General features: G+C 55.9%; 21 protein-coding genes and 1 CRISPR repeat array (1 of these 22 cut by a window edge). Of the genes, 18 read left to right on the forward strand and 3 right to left on the reverse strand.

Annotated elements, in window-relative coordinates; all coding sequences use genetic code 11:
* Position 1: 1 nt before the first annotated feature.
* The 18 genes from C6362_RS10245 (at position 2) to C6362_RS10330 (ending at position 13,877) form a co-directional block, all read left to right on the forward strand.
* On the forward strand, positions 2 to 1,735 hold the full coding sequence (locus C6362_RS10245; protein ID WP_014016742.1) for a proline--tRNA ligase: 1,734 nt from the start codon (positions 2 to 4) through the stop codon (positions 1,733 to 1,735).
* Between the two features lie 111 nt (positions 1,736 to 1,846).
* On the forward strand, positions 1,847 to 2,332 hold the full coding sequence (locus C6362_RS10250) for a MarR family winged helix-turn-helix transcriptional regulator (RefSeq protein WP_014016741.1): 486 nt from the start codon (positions 1,847 to 1,849) through the stop codon (positions 2,330 to 2,332).
* A 75-nt stretch (positions 2,333 to 2,407) separates the two neighbouring features.
* Positions 2,408 to 3,133 carry a hypothetical protein gene (locus C6362_RS10255; protein WP_232501466.1) on the forward strand — a complete coding sequence of 242 codons (726 nt, stop codon included), beginning with the start codon at positions 2,408 to 2,410 and terminating at the stop codon, positions 3,131 to 3,133.
* 58 nt (positions 3,134 to 3,191) lie between these two features.
* Complete coding sequence (gene mazG, locus C6362_RS10260; RefSeq protein ID WP_014016739.1) at positions 3,192 to 4,211, forward strand: nucleoside triphosphate pyrophosphohydrolase; 1,020 nt, start codon at positions 3,192 to 3,194, stop codon at positions 4,209 to 4,211.
* A 39-nt stretch (positions 4,212 to 4,250) separates the two neighbouring features.
* Complete coding sequence (locus C6362_RS10265) at positions 4,251 to 4,529, forward strand: HU family DNA-binding protein (RefSeq protein WP_014016738.1); 279 nt, start codon at positions 4,251 to 4,253, stop codon at positions 4,527 to 4,529.
* A 114-nt stretch (positions 4,530 to 4,643) separates the two neighbouring features.
* Positions 4,644 to 5,789: an MGDG synthase family glycosyltransferase gene (locus C6362_RS10270; protein WP_014016737.1), complete on the forward strand. Its 1,146-nt coding sequence runs from the start codon at positions 4,644 to 4,646 to the stop codon at positions 5,787 to 5,789.
* Between the two features lie 68 nt (positions 5,790 to 5,857).
* On the forward strand, positions 5,858 to 6,646 hold the full coding sequence (locus C6362_RS10275; RefSeq protein WP_014016736.1) for a sulfite exporter TauE/SafE family protein: 789 nt from the start codon (positions 5,858 to 5,860) through the stop codon (positions 6,644 to 6,646).
* Between the two features lie 10 nt (positions 6,647 to 6,656).
* On the forward strand, positions 6,657 to 7,394 hold the full coding sequence (locus C6362_RS10280; RefSeq protein ID WP_014016735.1) for an SDR family NAD(P)-dependent oxidoreductase: 738 nt from the start codon (positions 6,657 to 6,659) through the stop codon (positions 7,392 to 7,394).
* Positions 7,395 to 7,451: 57 nt separating this feature from the next.
* The gene (locus C6362_RS10285; RefSeq protein WP_014016734.1) at positions 7,452 to 8,354 is read left to right on the forward strand and encodes a hypothetical protein; all 903 of its coding nucleotides are present in this window, start codon (positions 7,452 to 7,454) and stop codon (positions 8,352 to 8,354) included.
* Positions 8,355 to 8,365: 11 nt separating this feature from the next.
* Positions 8,366 to 8,710 carry a YkvA family protein gene (locus tag C6362_RS10290; protein ID WP_014016733.1) on the forward strand — a complete coding sequence of 115 codons (345 nt, stop codon included), beginning with the start codon at positions 8,366 to 8,368 and terminating at the stop codon, positions 8,708 to 8,710.
* Positions 8,711 to 8,830: 120 nt separating this feature from the next.
* Positions 8,831 to 9,280, forward strand: a complete 450-nt coding sequence (locus tag C6362_RS10295) for an acyl-CoA thioesterase (protein WP_014016732.1) — start codon at positions 8,831 to 8,833, stop codon at positions 9,278 to 9,280.
* Complete coding sequence (murI, locus tag C6362_RS10300; RefSeq protein ID WP_014016731.1) at positions 9,270 to 10,073, forward strand: glutamate racemase; 804 nt, start codon at positions 9,270 to 9,272, stop codon at positions 10,071 to 10,073. The genes C6362_RS10295 and murI overlap by 11 nt, the downstream gene beginning before the upstream one ends.
* A gap of 37 nt (positions 10,074 to 10,110) precedes the next feature.
* Positions 10,111 to 10,653 (forward strand): hypothetical protein, encoded by a 543-nt coding sequence (locus C6362_RS10305; protein WP_014016730.1) that lies wholly within the window; start codon positions 10,111 to 10,113, stop codon positions 10,651 to 10,653.
* 14 nt (positions 10,654 to 10,667) lie between these two features.
* Positions 10,668 to 11,330: a coenzyme F420-0:L-glutamate ligase gene (locus C6362_RS10310; protein ID WP_014016729.1), complete on the forward strand. Its 663-nt coding sequence runs from the start codon at positions 10,668 to 10,670 to the stop codon at positions 11,328 to 11,330.
* A gap of 12 nt (positions 11,331 to 11,342) precedes the next feature.
* Positions 11,343 to 11,933: an XTP/dITP diphosphatase gene (locus tag C6362_RS10315; RefSeq protein ID WP_014016728.1), complete on the forward strand. Its 591-nt coding sequence runs from the start codon at positions 11,343 to 11,345 to the stop codon at positions 11,931 to 11,933.
* Positions 11,930 to 12,436 carry a metallophosphoesterase family protein gene (locus C6362_RS10320; RefSeq protein WP_014016727.1) on the forward strand — a complete coding sequence of 169 codons (507 nt, stop codon included), beginning with the start codon at positions 11,930 to 11,932 and terminating at the stop codon, positions 12,434 to 12,436. The genes C6362_RS10315 and C6362_RS10320 overlap by 4 nt, the downstream gene beginning before the upstream one ends.
* A 28-nt stretch (positions 12,437 to 12,464) precedes the next feature.
* A complete protein-coding gene (gene speD, locus C6362_RS10325) occupies positions 12,465 to 13,229 on the forward strand; it encodes an adenosylmethionine decarboxylase (protein ID WP_014016726.1) in 765 nt (254 codons plus the stop codon).
* Between the two features lie 15 nt (positions 13,230 to 13,244).
* Positions 13,245 to 13,877, forward strand: a complete 633-nt coding sequence (locus C6362_RS10330) for a class II aldolase/adducin family protein (protein ID WP_014016725.1) — start codon at positions 13,245 to 13,247, stop codon at positions 13,875 to 13,877.
* Between the two features lie 175 nt (positions 13,878 to 14,052).
* Here C6362_RS10330 and C6362_RS10335 read toward each other — a convergent pair whose 3' ends face one another.
* The 3 genes from C6362_RS10335 to C6362_RS10345 all read right to left on the reverse strand — a co-directional run bounded on the left by C6362_RS10335 (position 14,053) and on the right by C6362_RS10345 (position 18,064).
* Complete coding sequence (locus C6362_RS10335) at positions 14,053 to 15,756, reverse strand: Rqc2 family fibronectin-binding protein (RefSeq protein ID WP_014016724.1); 1,704 nt, start codon at positions 15,754 to 15,756, stop codon at positions 14,053 to 14,055.
* Positions 15,757 to 16,035: 279 nt separating this feature from the next.
* Positions 16,036 to 17,187, reverse strand: a complete 1,152-nt coding sequence (locus C6362_RS10340; protein ID WP_014016723.1) for a YibE/F family protein — start codon at positions 17,185 to 17,187, stop codon at positions 16,036 to 16,038.
* Positions 17,159 to 18,064, reverse strand: a complete 906-nt coding sequence (locus C6362_RS10345; RefSeq protein WP_198407965.1) for a metallophosphoesterase family protein — start codon at positions 18,062 to 18,064, stop codon at positions 17,159 to 17,161. Before C6362_RS10345 ends, C6362_RS10340 begins: the two co-directional genes overlap by 29 nt.
* A 307-nt stretch (positions 18,065 to 18,371) precedes the next feature.
* A CRISPR array of direct repeats spans positions 18,372 to 18,580; the repeat unit is 28 nt; unit sequence GGTATCTGCCGAGTAGGCAGTTTAGAAA (it continues 600 nt past the right edge of the window).

An 18,580-nucleotide genomic window follows, 5' to 3' on the forward strand; every position in this document is an offset into this window, starting at 1 on the left:
CATGTTAGCATCGAAATTGTATAGTCCGACGCTGCGGGAAATCCCGGCAGACGCCGAAATCGCCAGCCATCAGTATATGTTGAAAGCCGGGATGATCCGCAAGAACGGCGGCGGCTTGTATTCTTTCCTGCCCTTAGGCCGCCGGGTCGAACTCAAGATCGAAGCCATCGTCCGCGAAGAAATGGAAAACATCGGCGCCCAGGAAATCATGATGCCCATCATGCAGCCCGCTGAAATCTGGCATGAATCGGGCCGCTGGAATGCTTATGGTCCGGAAATGTTCAAACTGGAAGACCGCCATGGCAATCATTTCTGCCTCGGTCCGACTCACGAAGAACTGATTACGACCCTGGTCCGCAATGAACTGCGTTCGTACAAGCAGATGCCTGTCACCTTGTGGCAGATGCAGAATAAATACCGCGACGAAATCCGTCCGCGTTTCGGCCTCATGCGCAGCCGCGAATTTGTCATGAAAGACGCCTATTCCTTCGACGTCGACGAAGAAGGCCTGCACAAGAGCTATCAGGATGAATACGAGGCTTACACGCGCATCTTCACGCGCTGCGGCTTGAACTTCAAGCCTGTCGAAGCCGACAGCGGTCAGATCGGCGGCAACCATACACACGAATTTATGGCCCTGGCCCAGGCCGGCGAAGCCGAAATCGTATCGTGCTCGAAATGCGACTATGCAGCCGATATCGAAAAGGCCGTCCCCCAGGCCGTGGAAATGCCGGCAGAAGACGCAAAAGATGTGGAACTCATCGAAACGCCGAACTGCTCGACCATTGAAGACCTGGCCCAGTTCCTGCACATCCCCGTAGAAAAGACGATCAAAGCCGTCGCCTTTACTATTGATGGCGAAAAGACGGTCCTCTGCATGGTCCGCGGCGACCATGAAGTCAATGACGTCGCTGTCCAGAACTTCATCGGCGGCAATGTCATCGAACCGGCCACAGAAGATGAATTGAAGGCCCACGGCCTCCAGCCGGGCTACATGAGCCCCATGGGTGCCGACAAACCGGATAATGAAACCTTCTTCGTCCTCGTCGACCCGTCGGCTATGAACGTCCCCAATGGCGTCACCGGGGCCAACAAGGCCGGCTATCACTACCAGAACGTCAATCCGTCCCGCGATTTCAAGGACGTCACGGTCACGACGATCCGCAACATGGTCGAAGGCGACAAATGCCCGCACTGCGGCGCGCCTGTCGAAATCGTCCGCGGCATCGAAGTCGGCCAGGTCTTTGAACTGGGCACGAAGTACTCCGAAGCCCTCCATGCGACCTTCCTCGACCAGAACGGCAAGGCGAAACCGTACGTCATGGGCTGCTACGGCATCGGCGTCACCCGTACCATTGCGGCAGCTATCGAACAGTTCCACGATGAACACGGTATCATGTGGCCTGTCGCCATTGCGCCCTTTGAAGTGGCCATCGTCCCGGTCAGCAGCAAGGACCAGGACCAGGTCCGCATCGCCGGCGACCTCTATCAGGCTCTGCAGGCTGCCAAAGCCGATGTCCTCCTCGACGACCGTAACGAACGGGCTGGCGTCAAATTCAACGACGCCGACCTCATCGGCTATCCTGTCCGGATCACCGTCGGCAAGAAGAGTGCTGCCGAAGGGACTGTCGAAATCAAGGTCCGCCGGACTGGTGAACAGGAAGTCGTTCCCATCGACCAGGCTGTCGCCCGCGTTCAGGCCATCTTAGCCGACCTGCGCAGCAAGAATATGTAACCCTGACGCATATATTATAAAGAAACTTTCATAAAACGAGGAAAAAGCTTGTATTTTTCCTCGTTTTATTTTATACTTTTTGTTAGTAAGCTAACAAAAGAGGGGAAGACTATGAGATTTGAAGCGTTTCCGACGAGGGAAGAATTGGAAGAACACGCCCGGCTCGTCCCGGAAATCGAACCATCGGCAGTCCTGGCGATGCTGCGCATTTCACAGGCTGCAGAAATCATCCGGTCGTCCATCAACGACGTCCTGACGAAACAGTATCATCTGTCCCAGGGGAAGCTGCGGGTCATGATCGTCCTGCACCAGAACCCGGAAGGGATTGCGCCGTCGCAGCTGGCGGCCAAGACCGGCGTGACCCGGGCGACGATTACGACCATGGTCAAGCGTATGGTCCGTGACGGCCTGGCGACGGTCGTCATCGACCAGGAAGACAAGCGGGGCAAGAAGGTCAGCCTCACGGCCCGGGGACGCCAGTTCATGGACCAGGTCCTGCCCGGTCATTACCTGCGCATCTCGACGCTCATGAACCGCCTCAGCGAAGACGAACAAGCCGAACTCATCCGTCTGCTGACGAAACTGAGCCAGCCATGATTTTCTAAGCAAATCTTAACCTGGAAAGCCTTGCTTTTCAGGTTTTTTTCATTTTTCTCTGTTAGACTGGAGAAAATGGAAGAGAAAGAAGGTTTGCTCATGTATCTGCCTCATGAACTCCGGCAGGACTTTCATTACCTGTCCCTGCGATCGTCTTTGCTGGAAGAAATCTCCCTGCTCTACGGCCGGCCCCTGGCGGCGGGGGACCGGATTGGACAGATCTGCCGCTGCCGCCGGCTGGTCCGCGACTTCCTGGCGGCCTGGCAGCTCCAGCCGGACCAGCCGGAATATCCCTACCTCTTAGGGGTCCTCCTGGAACGGGCGGGCCAACTGGCCCTGACGGATCAGCCCGGCCGGGCCTATGACCAGGCCGAGCAGTACTATGACCGGGCCCGGAAGCTCCTACAGCGGCAGCCGCCTGGCTCTTATAGCCGACAGCAGTACCTGCGCCCGCTGCTGGCCCTGCTGCGCCTGTCCCTGCGCCGGCGGCAGGAAGAACGGTTTTATGCCTGGTGGGACCATTGCGGCGGCCTGCGCCGCTTCCACCGCGACGTACAGGCCCTGTTCCAGGTGCGTTGGCTCATCGTCAAGGAAGACTATGACCGGGCGGCTTTCCAGCTCCGGGATCTGCACGGCCTGGCCGGCAGGAAGAATGCTTTTTCGCCGGCCCGGGCCCGCATCCTGTCGGACATCGTTACAGCGGCCCTGCACGGTCCTGGAGCTGCTTTAAAAGGAACTTATGGTCCCTATGTCCGTCAGGTCTTATGGGACGTCCTTTTTCCGGAAAAACGCGACAAATGACGGACTCCGTGTTATAATGGCAGGCATAGGCATATTTGCCGAGAAATGAGGAACTGCTATGGAAATCAAGATCATCCCTTTGGGCTGCGACGACCGGCCCCTGGATTCGTATGGCCGGGACGGCCAGTCCTTTGCCGAAGCTTATGCGCCTGTCATCGCCTTCCTGCTGCGTGAAAGCCGCCTCCACGCCGTCGTCCATACCGTCCCGGGCGGACCGGCCATGGCCCGGGCCGTGTGCCAGCTCCTGGAGGAAGCCCGGCGCCGTGAAGGGGACGAGGCGATGCCCTTTGACGTGACGCCCATCGTCGACGTGACGGCGCGCCTGCGCCGCGAAGACGGCTGCCCCTGGGACCGGTCCCAGACTCATCGGACCTTGCGCCGCTACCTCATCGAGGAAGTCTATGAAATGCTCGATGCCATCGACAGCCATGATATCGACGGTATCCGCGAGGAATTGGGGGATATCCTCTACCAGGTCGCCATCCACGCCCGCATTGCCCAGGAAAAAGGTCTTTTTTCGGCCCAAGATGTCGTAAAAGACGTCACCGATAAGATGATTCGGCGCCATCCCCACGTTTTTAGCCAAAAAAGCCTTGAAAACATAGGTACGAGTATGTTAAACTGGGATAGATTAAAGCAAGGCGAACAACGCCAGCAGCATGCTCACTTGCTGGATGGTGTCGTTCCCGGCCTGCCGTCGCTCCTGGCTGCGGACAAGCTTCAGGAAAAAGCGGCCAAGACCGGTTTCGACTGGCCCGATGTCCAGGGCGTCTGGGATAAGTTCCACGAAGAATGGGAAGAGTTCCGCCAGGCCCTTGGCGAAGGGAATCCCGTCCATGCCGAAGAAGAAGCTGGGGATGTGCTGTTCGTCTTTGCAAATTTATGCCGACACTATCATATAGAGCCGGAATGTGCGTTACATCGGGCTAACAGTAAATTCCGACGCCGCTTTGCTCACGTAGAGGACCGGGTCCGCCAGTCGGGCCGGCCGTGGGAGGCTTTTTCCCTGGATGAGCTCGACTCATTCTGGAAGGAAGCGAAACAGATAGAACGGCAGAAAGAAAATACAGACTGTTAGCGTTACGCAATGTAACGATTTAAAGGAGGACCTAGTAACATGAACAAAACAGAATTAATCGCTGCAGTAGCCAATGAAGCAGAAATCACCAAAAAAGATGCTGAAAAAGCCGTAAAAGCCGTATTCAGCGTTATCAGCGACAGCCTTACGAAAGGCGACAAAGTCCAGATCATCGGTTTTGGTACTTTTGAAGTCCGTCAGCGCAAAGCCCGCGAAGGCCGCAACCCGCGCAACAACGAACCGATTCAGATCGAAGCTTCCAAGACCCCGGCTTTCAAAGCTGGCAAACAGCTCAAAGATTTGGTCAACAACAAATAAGGTACGATTTCGAAGGGCCGCATGAAAAACGGCCCTTTTCTTTTCTTGCAAATTGTCGTACCATAGTAGTATGAGCTACTAGACTAATGCTGTTTATAAAAGAGGGTATCATGCATGACAAAGAAGAAAGTCCTGATCCTGTCCGCATCTATCGGCACGGGGCATACACAGGCAGCACGGGCGATAGAAGAATACGTCAAGACCATTCCCGAAGAATGTGAAGTGGAACACCTGGATTTCCTGTCCAACGATGTCCTGTCTATCGACAACATCGTCAAGGAAACGTATATCAAGATCCTCGACGTCTTTCCCATGCTGTACGATTTGATGTACTATTCGTCACAAGGATATAAGAAGGGACTCGTCGTCAAGACGCTCTTTGCCTGGGGGCTCAAGCGGCGGATGCTCAAGGTATTGGCCGAAAAGAAGCCCGATGTCCTCGTCTTCACGCATCCCTTCCCGGCAGGGGCGGCGGCCCTTTTGAAGCGCCAGCACCGCCTCGACATCCCCCTGGTAGGGGTCATTACGGATTTCGCCATCCACCAGCTCTGGGTCTATCCCCAGATCGACGTCTATTGTGTCGCCGCTTCGCAGCTCAAGGACCTGCTCGTCGAACAGGGCATCGCTGCCGATAAGGTCGTCGTATCGGGCATCCCCGTGCGCAAGGCCTTCGAACAGGACCGCTGGCATTGGGATGCGGCTCATGAAGCTGACAAGAACGTCCTCATCATGGGTGGCGGCCTGGGCATGGGGTCCATCAAGCAGTCCCTGACCCTGCTGGACCGCCTCGATGCCGTCGACAGCTTCACCGTCGTCACCGGCTACAACGCCGACTTGTACGACGAGCTGTGCAAGATGCGCAGTGAATTGCGCCATCCCGTCGATATCCTGGGCTATACCAACCAGATTCCCCAGCTCATGTGCCGGGCGTCGCTGCTGGTCACGAAGCCCGGTGCCCTAACCTGTACCGAAGCGGCAGCCGTCCAGGTGCCGATGGTCCTGTACAGTCCCATCCCGGGCCAGGAAGAAGCCAATGCGACGTACATGCAGTCCAAGGGTTGTGCCCGCTGGGTCAAGAAGCAGGAAGACCTGGTATCGGTCGCAGCCGGCCTCCTGACGCATCCGGAAGAACTGGAAGCCATGGCGGAAGCCAGTCTCGACTGTCATCGCGACGGTGCGCGGATCATCGGCAAAGAAATCGTCCGCCTCCTGCGGCCGCAGACAGCCGGCGCGGCGACGGATTTGATATATGAACATTGAGAAAAGGGTCTCCTCGGTTTCGCTTTGCGAAGCAAGAGGAGTTTTTTTCCAAAAAGGAGTATTTTTTCATGGAATTTCAACTTTTTCATACGACCTTATCGGCGTCGCTGCTGCTCTTCATCATGGCCGGAGGCTTTTTGGCCGGTTTCGTCGATTCCATTGCCGGCGGTGGCGGTCTCATTTCCCTGCCGGTCCTCTTAGCCGCTGGCCTGCCGCCGCATCTGGCCATCGGGACCAATAAGTTCTCCGCTACCTTTGGCGCCGTCATGAGCGCCTGGCAGTTCTGGCGGGCTGGCAAGGTCGATATGGGCCTGTTGAAGCGGATCCTGCCGGGAACCTTCGTCGGCGCCGTCCTGGGCTGCCTGGTCATGCTCTATCTGCCCAGCGAATGGCTCCAGCCCATCATCATCGTCGCCCTCATCGCCGCAGCGGCCTTCGTCTTTACCCAGCGCCAGCTCGGCGCCGTCAGTACGTACAGCGGCAACACCCGGGGCAATGTCCTGGCCGCCCTGGTCATGGCCCTGGCTATTGGCTTCTATGACGGCTTTATCGGGCCGGGGACGGGGACCTTCCTCATCGTCGGCTTCGCCACTTTGGGCTTCGACTTCGTCACGGCTGCGGGCAATGCCAAGATCCTCAACCTCATGAGCAATGTGACGTCTTTCGTTCTCCTCATCTGGTGGGGCCAGATTCTCTACGTCTACGGCATCGCCATGGCCGTATGCATCTTTACGGGCGCTTTCTTCGGCTCCCGCCTGGCCATCCGCCGTGGCACGGGTTTCGTCCGCCTGGTCATGTTGGCCGTGACGATCGTCCTCATCGGCAAATTGGGCTTATCTTATTTTGGGATCATGTAGGAGGGACGATATGGATACGGTACTTATCAGCGGTGGCACGTCGGGCATCGGCCTGGCGACGGCGGCTGTGTTATTGGACCGGGGCTGGAACGTCGCCATCAGCGGCCGTCATCAAGAAAAGGGGGAGGCTGCCCTGGCTTTCCTGGCTCGGCCCGGCCGGACCTTTTATATTCAAGGCGACGTAGTAAGCGACGACGACTGCCGCCGGATGGTCGAAGAGACGGTCCGCCAGTTCGGCGGCCTCGACGGCCTGGTCACGTCGGCCGGCGTCTATGAAGAGAATCTCTTGGAAAATGTCACGCCTGACGATATGCAGCGCCTGTTTTCCATCAACGTCTTCGGGACGATGTATCTCTGCCGCCATGCCCTGCCGTACTTGCGGCACAAGCCCGGAAGCATCGTCACCGTCAGCAGTGATGCCGGCCTTCAGGGCAACGTGGCCTGTTCCCTCTATGGGGCGACGAAAGGTGCCGTCGTGGCCTTTACCAAATCCCTGGCCCTGGAAGCGGCACCGCACCAGATACGGGTCAACTGCGTCTGTCCCGGCGATGTCGAGACGCCCCTGCTGGAACAGCAGCTCCGGGACCATCCCGACACGACGAAAGATACCATGAAAGAGCAGTACCCCTTGTACCGCCTGGCCCGGGCCGACGAAGTGGCCAAGGCCATTGCCTTCCTCCTCAGCGAGGACGCGTCATTCATTACGGCAGCCGCACTTCCTGTCGATGGGGGTTTGACAAGCTGGTAGAAACATGGGAAAATATAAAGTATAAATTTTAATACGTTAAAGATTGGGGTGTTTGTTATGGCAGAAGAAGTATACAAAGAAGAAGCAAAGACAGTGGAAGAACTGCAGGCTGAAATTGCAGCCCTGAAACAGGAACTGGCCGATGTGAAGGCGCAGTCCCAGTCGACGGAAGAAGCCGCTGCCAGTGTCGTCAAGGCCATGGAACAATCGACGGAAGACAAAGACGTGAAAGTCGAAATGCTGTGCCGCTGGGCTGCTGCCCGGGCCGGCGCCATCGTCATCGCGCCCCTCGTCGGGACGGTGGCCCTCATGGCCAACGAAGTCTATCTGGTCAGCCGCATTGCCAGAGTCTATGACGTCAAATTGAGTGAACGGGCCCTCATCGCCTTCCTTGGCGCCGTCGGCAGCCGTGTCGCCGGCAGCCTGCTGACGACGATCATTCCTTTCAGCGCCATCCAGGTCCCGGTTGCCGTCGGCATCACGTACAGCCTGGGCCGCGTTACCCAGCGCTGGCTGAAAGACGGCATGCCTACCGACATGGGTCCCTACATCGACATGATGGGCGAATGGAAGGATAAAGCCCGGGAACAGGTCGATAAGCTCAAGGAAAATCCCTTGAAGAACGTCCCCCTCGGCGATGAAACCATCGATTTCATGAAGAAATGGGGCGGCGTCGCCAAAGAACGCTTCCAGGACGTCAAGGAAAAAGGGGAAGAACTCTATCATACCGTCCGCCATCACGATGACCTGGTCGACGAAATCGTCGAAGAAAAAGCAGAAGAAACCAAAGACGGAGAAGCCGGCAAAGCGGAAACAGCAGCTGCAGAAGCAGCTACGGCAGCCGGCACGGACGCCAAGGCTGAAACGGCAGCTCCTGCCGACAGTGAAGGCCTGTCCGTCGAAGACAAGGTCAAAGCCGCCGTAGAAGATGCCAAGATCCCTTTGGAAGATAAAAAGTAAGGTGAAGGCCCATGTGGAAGATACTGCGCTTTTTTGCACGTTTTTATACGCCTGGCAAGTTTGTCACTTTTATCCGCAAGACAGGGAGAAAGGTCCACTTTTTGCCGAAGCTCCTGACGATTTTTTACTGCATGCAGGATGAAGACACGCCGAAGTTCATCAAACTGGCCCTGATGGGGGCCTTGGGGTATGTCATCCTGCCCTTTGATTTCGTGCCCGATGTCTTTGCCGGGTTCGGCTGGCTCGATGATGCGGCCGTCGTCGCCGCGGCCCTGCGCCTGGCCGGGACTTATGTCAAACCGGAACACCGTGAAAAAGTACGTCATATGTTCCCGTTCTTCCGCGTCCATGTGTGAAGGCTGGGAAAAAAGAGCTGTCGTGGACAGCTCTTTTTCCTTTGACAAACATACTTCCTCATCGTAAAATAGTATGCGTGTGCATAATGAAAGATGCATAAAGTTAGGAGTTAAGAACTTATGATTACTGTTGTTGAAAAAGTGCGGTTCTATGAGACCGATATGATGGGCATTGCCCATCATTCCAATCATATCCGCTGGTTCGAGTGCGGTCGCTGTGAATATCTGGCAGCTGCCGGCATCGATTTGTTCGCCTTGCTGGACCAGGGCATTTCCTATCCCATCAAGAGCGTGTCCTGCGAGTACATCAGCCCCATCAACTATGCCGATACCATCGATATCGAGACGCGGCTGGTCAAGCTGAGCCGGGCGCAGATGGTCTTTTCGTACCGCATCGTCCATCACGATGACCACCGCCTGCTGGCGACGGGGACGACGCAGAATGTCTTTGCCCACAAGGACAGCGGCAAAGTCGCCCGCCTCGATGAGGCCGATTATAAGAAGTTACAGGCCATGTATGCCGAAGACAAAGCGGCTGCCCAGGCCGGGGGAGGGGTCCATGGAACGTAATGCACAGCCTATTGGCGTCTTTGATTCCGGCGTCGGCGGCCTGACGGTTGTCGCCAAGCTGCGGATGCTGCTGCCTCATGAAAATATCATCTATGTCGGCGATACCAAGCGCAACCCTTACGGGACGCGGACGCCGGAGGAAATCCTGGCCTATACGCGGGACATCCTCCGTTTCATGACGGCCCAGGGTGTCAAGCTCGTCGCCATCGGCTGCAACACCGTGACCGCCGTCGCCTATGATACGGTCGTCCGGGAAGTGCCGTATCCCCTCATCGGCATGAGCCGGGGACTGCGGACGGCCCGGGAAATCAGTGCGACCAAAAAGATCGCCGTCTTTGCTACGCCCCTCACCATCGCCAATCACAGTCATCGCAAAGTGGCGGCTGCCATGGATCCGGACATCGAAATCGTCGAACAGTCCTGCCCGGCCCTGGCCAATCTCATCGAACGGGGCGTCCTCGACGGCCCGGAAATCCGCGAGCCCTTGAAGCGCTATACGGAACCGGTCCTTCATTCCGGCGCCGATACGGCCATCTTCGGCTGCACCCATTTTCCCTTTGTCCAGCCCTTGTTCGAAGAGCTCTGCGGTGATTCCATCGCCTTCGTCGATCCCGCTCACGAAATGGCCCTGGAAACGCTGGACGTCTTGAAAAAGGACGGCCTCCTCAATAAGCAGCCGGAACCGGGGAACCTCCGCCTGTGCTTTACGGCAGAGAGTGGCCGCGGGTCCCGCCTGGCCCAGCATCTCATCCCGGCCAATGAATTTACGGCTGAAGAAATTTCCCTCACTTAATGGTTATTAAAATATTATACAAAAGGAGTCTTGCGTCGTGTTTTTCTATGTCTTACTCAATGTTGTCATTGCCGTCATCGGCATTGTCGCTGTCTTGTACCTTTTATTCCGCCTCTTTGCCTGGCGGCAGGGCGATGCCCGCTTCGTCATTGAAGCCCGCCGCCGTAAACCGTTCGAACTGAAGCAGATGACTCAGGATACGGCTGTCTTTGAAACGGAAGTGCCCATCCACAATGCCGGCCGTCAGCTCGGCACCATCATGGACTTCTATCCCCGGACCCTGCTGCCCCGCGAACAGTATGACAAAGTCATCGTCCATTCCCAGCTGGCCAATAAAGCCGCTGAACGCGATGATAATTATTGGGAATCGGTCATCTTCAACCCTGGCGACAAAGGCATGATCCGCGTCACCATCGCCCTGGTCAGCAAAGACGGCAATATCCGCGAAGACTTGAAGACCTTCCCTGACATGCCCATCGATTTGGTATATCAGGTCGTTTCCCGCAGCGAATGGTACATCCATAAAGCCCGCATTACCTTGAAGGCTTCGGAAGTACAGCACGCATTGGAACAGAACTAGGAGGTTTTAACGAGATGGCAGAATTAGAATTAGTACCTGTAAAAACGAGAATCCTTACGGATAAAGATGATATTGTCGATGTCATTGAAGAATATGCGAAAGACATCGTCGGCCCGGATGATCTGGTCTGCTCGGCCGAAAGTGTCGTCGCCATTACCCAGCGCCGCTACACCCGCCCGGAAGAACTGACGCCGTCGTGGCAGGCCCGCCTCATGCGCCGCTTCGTCCCCGGCGAAGGCAGCATGGCCAGCCTCTATGGCATGCAGGCAGCCATGAACCTGGAAGGCGAATGGAAGATGATGTTCTGGTTCTTCGTCGGCTTCCTGGCCAAACTCGTCGGCAAGAATGGCGTATGGTATGCCAAATGCCGCCAGGCCTCGCTGACAGACGATGTCACCGGAACGATGCCGCCTTTTGATAAATGCATCGTCTACGGCCCGGCTGAACCGGATAAAGTGGCTGAAAAGATCAAACAGCGCATGGGCTGCTACGGCGCTGTCGTCGCTGACGTCAACGACCTCAAGCGTTCGGCTGTCCTCGGCCACAGCAAAGGCCTGAACCCGAAGGAAATCGCCAAGATCCTCATCGACAACCCCTTCGGCAATGCATCCCAGAAGACGCCGATCGTCGTCATCAAGAATTACGCCCAGTTCGTCAAGAACCGGAATAAGGACTAAGGAGAAAGGCCTGTGGCAGAAAAAATCGTACTGGCAACGCATAATGCCGGAAAAATCCGGGAGTTCAAGAGCATCCTGGAACCTTTGGGCTACGAAGCCGTCTCCGTCCACGACGTCATCGCCGACATCACCGAACCGGAAGAGACGGGGACGACCTTTGCCGAAAATGCCCTGCTCAAAGCGACGTATTACATGAAGGCTACCGGCCTGCCCTGCCTGGCGGACGATTCGGGCATTGCCGCCGACGCCCTCGGCGGCCGGCCCGGTGTCTACTCGGCGCGCTATGCCGGCCCGGACTGCGACGATGAAGCCAATAACCAGAAGCTCATCGCCGACTTGGCCGCCTTTCCGCCGGAACAGCGGACGGTCCACTACATCTGTTCCCTCGTCCTCATCTGGCCGGACGGCCGGACGGTGACGGCTGAAGGGAGCTGTGACGGCATCCTGCGCGACTTCTATGCCGGCCAGAACGGCTTCGGCTATGATCCGCTGTTTTACGTACCCGACAAGGGCAAGACCATGGCAGAGCTGTCCATGGCCGAAAAGAATGAAATCAGCCATCGCGGCAAAGCCTTGAAAAAGCTCGTCGAGGCCTTGTCATGAGTACGGTCCGCGTCGGCCTGGTCAGTGACAGCCACGGCCGCTTTGAATGTCTGTCGCGCATGGCCGATACGGCACCGGACGTCGCTGCCTGGATCCATTGCGGCGACTACTGCGATGACGGCGAAGACCTGGCCATCTATACGGGCGTCCCGGTCTACGCCGTCCTGGGCAATAACGACTATATGACCCGTACGAACGATCCCGAATGTCGCTGCATTACCGTCGGCGGCATCCGCATCGTCGCCATCCACGGCTGTCAGTGGTATGGCGAACGGCGCTGGCAGAAGCTCGTCGAGCTGGGCCGCCAGCATCAGGCGGATCTCGTCGCTTTTGGCCATACGCACCGCCGCTTCATCAAGACCGAAGGCGATTTATGGGTCGTCAATCCCGGCAGCATCGGCCTGCCCCGGGACAACCGGCAGGGGACGTATGCCATCGTGTCCATCGAAGACGGGGCCATTAAAGATGTCGCTTTTCGCGAGATCGAACGAATCAAACGGTAACTCTTGCAGGAATGGGTGGGGGAAATTCATGAAAAATAATAAACTCAAGCTCTACGGGTTCAACAACCTGACCAAGACCCTGAGCTTCAACATGTATGACATTTGCTATGCTGTCAGTGACGAGTCACGCCGCCAGTACATCGAATACATCGATGAACAGTATAATGCCGAACGGCTGACCCAGATCCTGCGCAACGTGTCGGATATCATCGGCGCGCACATCCTCAATGTGGCCAGTCAGGATTACGACCCACAAGGGGCCAGCGTCACCATCCTCATTTCCGAAGAAGAAGTGAACGATGCCGACGTCGTCTGTCATCTCGACAAGAGCCACTTGACGGTCCATACCTATCCCGAAAGCCATCCCCAAAAGGGCATCATGACTTTCCGGGCTGATATCGACGTCTCGACGTGTGGCCGCATTTCGCCGCTCAATGCCTTGAATTATCTCCTGGACAGCTTCGATTCGGACATCGTCACCCTCGATTACCGCGTCCGCGGCTTTACGCGCGATATGAACGGCAAGAAGCTGTTCATCGATCACCGCATCAATTCCATCCAGAATTACATCGCCCCGGCGACGCGCAACCGTTACGACATGATCGATGTCAACGTCTACCAGGAAAACATCTTCCATACCAAGATGGTCCTCCACGATTTCGATTTGGATAATTATTTGTTCAACATCACCAAGGACGACTTGACGCCGCGCCAGCAGCAGCAGATACGCCGTCAAGTACATCAGGAAATGTTGGAAATCTATAACGGCCGCAATATGCCGTCCATGCGCTAAAAGGGGGCAGGGAGAGTGGATACCAAGAAAACACTGTGCCGCATCGGCACCCAGATGAAAGAAGCCGGCCTGGTCACGGCCTGCGATGGCAATATCAGTTTCCGCCGCAGCGACGGGGCCATCGTCATTACGCCGTCAGGCGTGCCGAAAGGAGAGCTGAAGCCCAAGCACCTGCTCGTCGTCGACCTCGACGGCCATGTCCTGGAAGGGACGGGGAAGGCGTCGTCCGAATCGTCCCTCCATTTGGAAATTTATCGGAAGCGAGAGGACATAAAGGCCATCATCCACGCCCATCCCATCACGGCAACGGCCCTGACCGTAGCCGGCATCCCCTTCCGGCCAGACATCGTCACCGAAGGAGCCCTGGTCCTGGGACCGGTGCCGACCGTACCCTATGCGCCGCCGGGATCGGAAGCCCTGGCCCTGGCCTGTGCCGAAGCCGCAGAAGGAGCAGATGTCTTCCTCATGGAACGTCACGGCGCTGCCACCGTCGGCCAAAATCTGACCCAGGCCTTTTACCGCCTGGAAACCTTAGAGACCGTAGCCAAGATGTATCGTGATTCTCTCATCTTCGCCGCCGCTAAGGACTCGCAAAACAATAACCCCGCTGCCAAAGCCCAGCCATTGAGCTGGTACTTGAAAAAATAAAAAGTTTGAAGTTTGAAGTTTGGAGTTTGAAGTTGTAGGGGGCGCCTGCAGGCTCCCCTGATAGGGGAGCTGTCAGCGAAGCTGACTGAGAGGTTGCTTTTTACTATAAACTACAAACTGAAAACCGCAAATTAAAAGGACCCTCGCTTCATGCGGGGGTCCTTTTTGCTAGCCGTCATTTCTTCGGTTCTACGATGTAGGTGGTCTGGTTGGTGAAGATGACGTAGCCTGGGACGGCGTGGACCGGTTTTTTGACGTGGCGTACTAGGGTGCAGTCGACTTCGACTTTCGAGCTTTCCCGGGCCTTGCTGTAGTAGGCGGCCAGTTCGGCAGCCCGTTCGATCTGGGCATCCGTCGGCGTCACGTTGTGGCAGGCGAGGATGACGTGGGAGCCGGGCTGGTTCTTGACATGGAACCAGAGGTCATAGGGATGGGCCTTTTTCAGAGTCAGGAAGTCGTTCTGCCGGTTGTTGCGGCCAATCCAGATGTCCAGGCCGTCGACCTTCAGGGTCAGGATGTCCTGGGCCGATTCTTTCTTCAGCTTTTCCTTGTTGTGGCCGCTGATCAGGCCGACCTGCTTCATTTCCGCCTTGATGTCGGCGATTTCGTCTTTCGTACTCGTGTTTTCCAGGGCGTATTCCAAAGAATAGAGGTAATCCAAATGCTTCTGGTTCTCTTCGTGGAGCTGGGCCGACATCTGCTTGCGGTTGCGCATCTTCGTATAGCGCTTGTAGTAGCGGTTTGCATTGTCCGTCATGGAGTACGCCGGGTTGAGGGGGATGGTCACCTTTTCCTGTTCCTCTGAGAGGAGGTTCTTGACAGTGACTTGTTTTTCATGGTCGTGCTTTTCGTAGGCATAGATCATCAGGAGGTCGCCGTAGAGCTTGTACGTGTCCATCTTCTTCGTTTCCTTCATTTCCGCGGCGATGCGCTTGATCTTGCGCTTCTGCTTCTCAATGAGCTTAGCGACCTTTTTCTGGAGCTGTTCCTGTTCACTGTTCAGGCTGCGGTGCGTGGCCTGGTATTCACTGAGGTAGGTCTCGATGAGCTTGAAGTGGCGCCGCGGGTACTGCGAGAGGCTGTGCAGTTCCAGGGGGAAGATGACTTCCTTGCCTTTGACGGTGTAGACATAGGCGCCGGAGATATTCGCCAGGCGCTTGCCGAACTCTTCGACCGTGCGGCACCAGGTGAAGCGGTCTGCCGGCGACAGTTCGCCGACGGGCGTCGTCACGGAGAGGCCCGAGTCGAAGGCCAGTTCGTTGAGGACGACCGTGCTCATGCCGTTGAAGCGCTTCAGCATCCACGTCTTCAGCGGTTCGTCCGTGCCGGTTGTCATCATTTCCGCCAGCTCCTGGGCCGAGAAGGAGAATGGGTCCATGCGCATGAAATTCGGCGGGAAGGCATACGGTTCATGCGGCGCAATCGTGCGCAGGGCCTGCTTGTTCTTGCCCGTCTTGATCAGGGCTTCGATGATTGTCCCGTCTTCCGTGAAGATGACGTTGCTGTATTTGCCCATCAGTTCGACGTGGATCTTGCGCGTCACCAGGCGGCCCGACATGTCGAGGACGTCGATGTCGATGTCGATGAGACGGTCCAGGTGCAGCTGGGCGATGGCGGCGATGCGGCCGTTTTCATAATACTTGCGCAGGAACATGCAGAGCCCCGTCGGGACGTCCGGCGTCGGCGGCATCGTCTCGGCGATGTACAGGCGCGGCGAATCGTCGAGGGTAATGACCAGATGATGGATGCCCGCATCATTGAAGATGCGGAAATAAAGGGAACGGGCATCGAGCTGATAAATCTTGGAAATCTGGCCGCCCTTCAAAATATCGGCCAGCTCATTCGTAATACAATGTAATGTGATACCGTCCAAATTCATAGAGGTACCTCCTTATCTCACTCAAAAAATCAATCCCCTTTATCATAGCATGAGTGAGCCGATCCTGTGAAGAGGGCGGGTCGTATATCGTACAAAGGCTTCTGCCATTATGCTATAATCTTTTTTCTAAAAGTTTGCAGTTTGCAGTGGATGGCTTTAATTAATAACATCAGTACTGCAAACTAAAAACTACAAACTAAAAACTAAAAGGGGCTTGTCGCTTAATGCGACAGCCCCTTTCACTGCTTTTCATTGCACTTCACTGCTTTATGCTGCACTTTACTGCTTTTCACTAACCCCTTTTTTCCTCCCATAAAGCCAGGCGCTGCAAAGGGCGGCTAAAGGTACCGTGAAGATGACGCCGAAGCTGCCTGAGAGTCCTTTCATCAGTTCAATGCAGACGGCATTGCTGTTGATCAGCTGCAGGTAGGGCAGGTCGTAGGCGTAATCGAGGACCCAGACGCCGAGGGAGCCGCCGAAGAAGGCGAGAATCAATGTGGCAGCCATGGTGCCCATGACGTCGCGGCCTACATTCATGCCGGCCTGGAAAATCTGCTGCCGTGTCAGGTCCGGCTGATGGCGCACGAGTTCGCTGTAGGCGCTGGTCACGTCCATGGCGATATCCATGACGGCGCCGAGGCTGGCAAAGAGAATGCCCGCAAAGAGGAGCTGACCGACGTCGATGAGCGTATTCTGGGCGACGAACATCAGGTTTTCGATATTGCTGACGTTATAGCCGGACAGGTGAGCGATTTGACCAAAGATGACGGCGGACAGACAGGCAATGACGATACCGCCGATGGTCGCGGCGAAGGCAGCGCCGGATTTTGCCGACCAGCCGTTGAGCAGGTAGAGCGTGGCGCCCAGGATAACCGCGGCTGTCACCAGGGCAGCCAGGATAGGCGGCATGCCGCGCAGAATCATGGGGAAGAAGAAACCGATGAAGCAGCTGAAGGTCAAAACCAAAGCCACCGCGGAAGCGACGCCCTTGCGGCCGCCGATGAGGCGGAGAAGTGCCAGGAAGACGGCGATGAAGCCGTAGACCGGCCACGTTCGGTCGATGTTATAGACCGTGTGCAGCGAGAGCTGGCCGACCGTGCTGGAAATGACGATGACCGACATACCGGGCTGCGCGACGGTACCAAAGAGGAGACCGTTCGGGCAGTTCGCTTCGACTGTGCTGCCGTCTTTTAGCTGCAGCATGACAATCTGATCACCGACGCGGGAACCGTCTTCCTGGAGGTTATCCTGAACGATGGAAGTGACCGTAGCCTTTTCAAAAACCCGGCCCTGGGTGCTGACCAGCTGGGGTTTGTCGACGGGCTGACAAACCTGCAGCAGCCAGACGCCGCCGCAGAGGAGGACCAGGACGAGCAGGAAGCGCAGCCATTTCCGGAAAGACTTAGTCTTTGACGATGCTGTAGGAATCATCAATTGCTGTGCCCGTTTCTACGTCATACGTGTTGATCGTGAATTCGCTGTCCGTAATGTGGACGACGGAGTACGTCGGACGCCAGCTCTGGCTGCGGGCGGCGATGTAGTCCTGCTGCTGCGGGATCAGGTTGTAGTATTTCGAACCCGTTGCCGAGTTTGAGGACATGTAGAAGACGCCCTTCGGGTTGTGCAGGACGCCCTGTTTCATGTCGGCAATGGTGTAGCAGAGGTTCTGCGATTCGTAGTTGTTCTTGAATTCTTTATTCTTCAGTGCGTTATTCAGGAGCTTATGAGACTGGCCCTGCTGGCCTTTCTTCAAGTCGTCGAAAGAAGCATGCTGTTTGCCGTCGCTAGAGAGCTGATACGTACGGGCATAGGTGTGGTCATGACCCTGGAGGACGACGTCAATCTTGTTAGCATCATAAATCGGCGTCAGCTGCGTGCGCAGGAGGATGCCGTCAGAATCGGAGTAATCCAGGCCCGTGCCGTAGATGTCCTGATGCATGACGACGATACGCCATTTCGTGTCCGGATGAGCTTTGATGGCTTTCTTGATCAGCGCTTCATGGTCGGCAGCGTTGTAGTTGTTGGCGTTGATGACGATGAAGAGGGCATTGCCGTAGGTGTAATAGTAACCGTGGCCGGCTTTCGTCGGGTTGCTTTCTTCCGTAAAGGGGTTCGGTACGTTGAAGTGGTTCTGGTAACCGGATGTCATGCTGTCGTGGTTGCCGATGCTGCTGGCTTCGGGCAGATTGCGCAGGGCTGCGGCCGAAAGGTAAGCGGCATACTGGATTTCCTGTTCGTTCAGCTTGGTTGCCGACTGGTCTTCCGCCGGCTGGTTGATTTGGTCGCCAGGAGAGACGAGGAAGTTGATTTCCGGATGCTGCGCGAGGGCGCTATTAAGGGTCTTGTTCCAGTTAGTCTAGGCGCCGTTTGTAAGAAAAAAGAACGAAAAAATGTCAAAAAGATGTAAAGAAATTACTGAAAAAGCTGCGGCACAAAATCTGGAATCATGTAATGATTAATAGTCACTGCAACCTGCATAAATTTTACCAAAAAAATAAGATGTTTTTCAGATGCAGGAAACATGCGGCCTTATAAGGCTATTTTGATTTTTGGGGAATTTTGTTTATAAGCGTTGCAGTTAGGTAGCGACGCGGTTCAACGTATGATATAATACTGGTATCTGCCGAGTAGGCAGTTTAGAAAATCATCATGTCCCGAATGGCCATACAACATGGGGTATCTGCCGAGTAGGCAGTTTAGAAAAGCCGCAAAACGCGCCCACAACGGCAAATAGCGGTATCTGCCGAGTAGGCAGTTTAGAAATCTTTGATGCAGCGGATCAGTCCTCTTTCATCGGTATCTGCCGAGTAGGCAGTTTAGAAAA

It is taken from the genome of Megasphaera elsdenii DSM 20460 (assembly GCF_003010495.1).
Classification (GTDB): Bacteria; Bacillota; Negativicutes; order Veillonellales; family Megasphaeraceae; genus Megasphaera; species Megasphaera elsdenii.

Bases quoted from the DNA above. Each gene is read 5' to 3' on its own strand.
- C6362_RS10245 (WP_014016742.1), top strand. From the start codon at position 2: ATGTTAGCATCGAAATTGTATAGTCCGACGCTGCGGGAAATCCCGGCA.
- C6362_RS10250 (WP_014016741.1), top strand. From the start codon at position 1,847: ATGAGATTTGAAGCGTTTCCGACGAGGGAAGAATTGGAAGAACACGCC.
- C6362_RS10255 (WP_232501466.1), top strand. From the start codon at position 2,408: ATGGAAGAGAAAGAAGGTTTGCTCATGTATCTGCCTCATGAACTCCGG.
- mazG (WP_014016739.1), top strand. From the start codon at position 3,192: ATGGAAATCAAGATCATCCCTTTGGGCTGCGACGACCGGCCCCTGGAT.
- C6362_RS10265 (WP_014016738.1), top strand. From the start codon at position 4,251: ATGAACAAAACAGAATTAATCGCTGCAGTAGCCAATGAAGCAGAAATC.
- C6362_RS10270 (WP_014016737.1), top strand. From the start codon at position 4,644: ATGACAAAGAAGAAAGTCCTGATCCTGTCCGCATCTATCGGCACGGGG.
- C6362_RS10275 (WP_014016736.1), top strand. From the start codon at position 5,858: ATGGAATTTCAACTTTTTCATACGACCTTATCGGCGTCGCTGCTGCTC.
- C6362_RS10280 (WP_014016735.1), top strand. From the start codon at position 6,657: ATGGATACGGTACTTATCAGCGGTGGCACGTCGGGCATCGGCCTGGCG.
- C6362_RS10285 (WP_014016734.1), top strand. From the start codon at position 7,452: ATGGCAGAAGAAGTATACAAAGAAGAAGCAAAGACAGTGGAAGAACTG.
- C6362_RS10290 (WP_014016733.1), top strand. From the start codon at position 8,366: ATGTGGAAGATACTGCGCTTTTTTGCACGTTTTTATACGCCTGGCAAG.
- C6362_RS10295 (WP_014016732.1), top strand. From the start codon at position 8,831: ATGATTACTGTTGTTGAAAAAGTGCGGTTCTATGAGACCGATATGATG.
- murI (WP_014016731.1), top strand. From the start codon at position 9,270: ATGGAACGTAATGCACAGCCTATTGGCGTCTTTGATTCCGGCGTCGGC.
- C6362_RS10310 (WP_014016729.1), top strand. From the start codon at position 10,668: ATGGCAGAATTAGAATTAGTACCTGTAAAAACGAGAATCCTTACGGAT.
- C6362_RS10320 (WP_014016727.1), top strand. From the start codon at position 11,930: ATGAGTACGGTCCGCGTCGGCCTGGTCAGTGACAGCCACGGCCGCTTT.
- speD (WP_014016726.1), top strand. From the start codon at position 12,465: ATGAAAAATAATAAACTCAAGCTCTACGGGTTCAACAACCTGACCAAG.
- C6362_RS10335 (WP_014016724.1), bottom strand. From the start codon at position 15,756: ATGAATTTGGACGGTATCACATTACATTGTATTACGAATGAGCTGGCC.
- C6362_RS10340 (WP_014016723.1), bottom strand. From the start codon at position 17,187: ATGATTCCTACAGCATCGTCAAAGACTAAGTCTTTCCGGAAATGGCTG.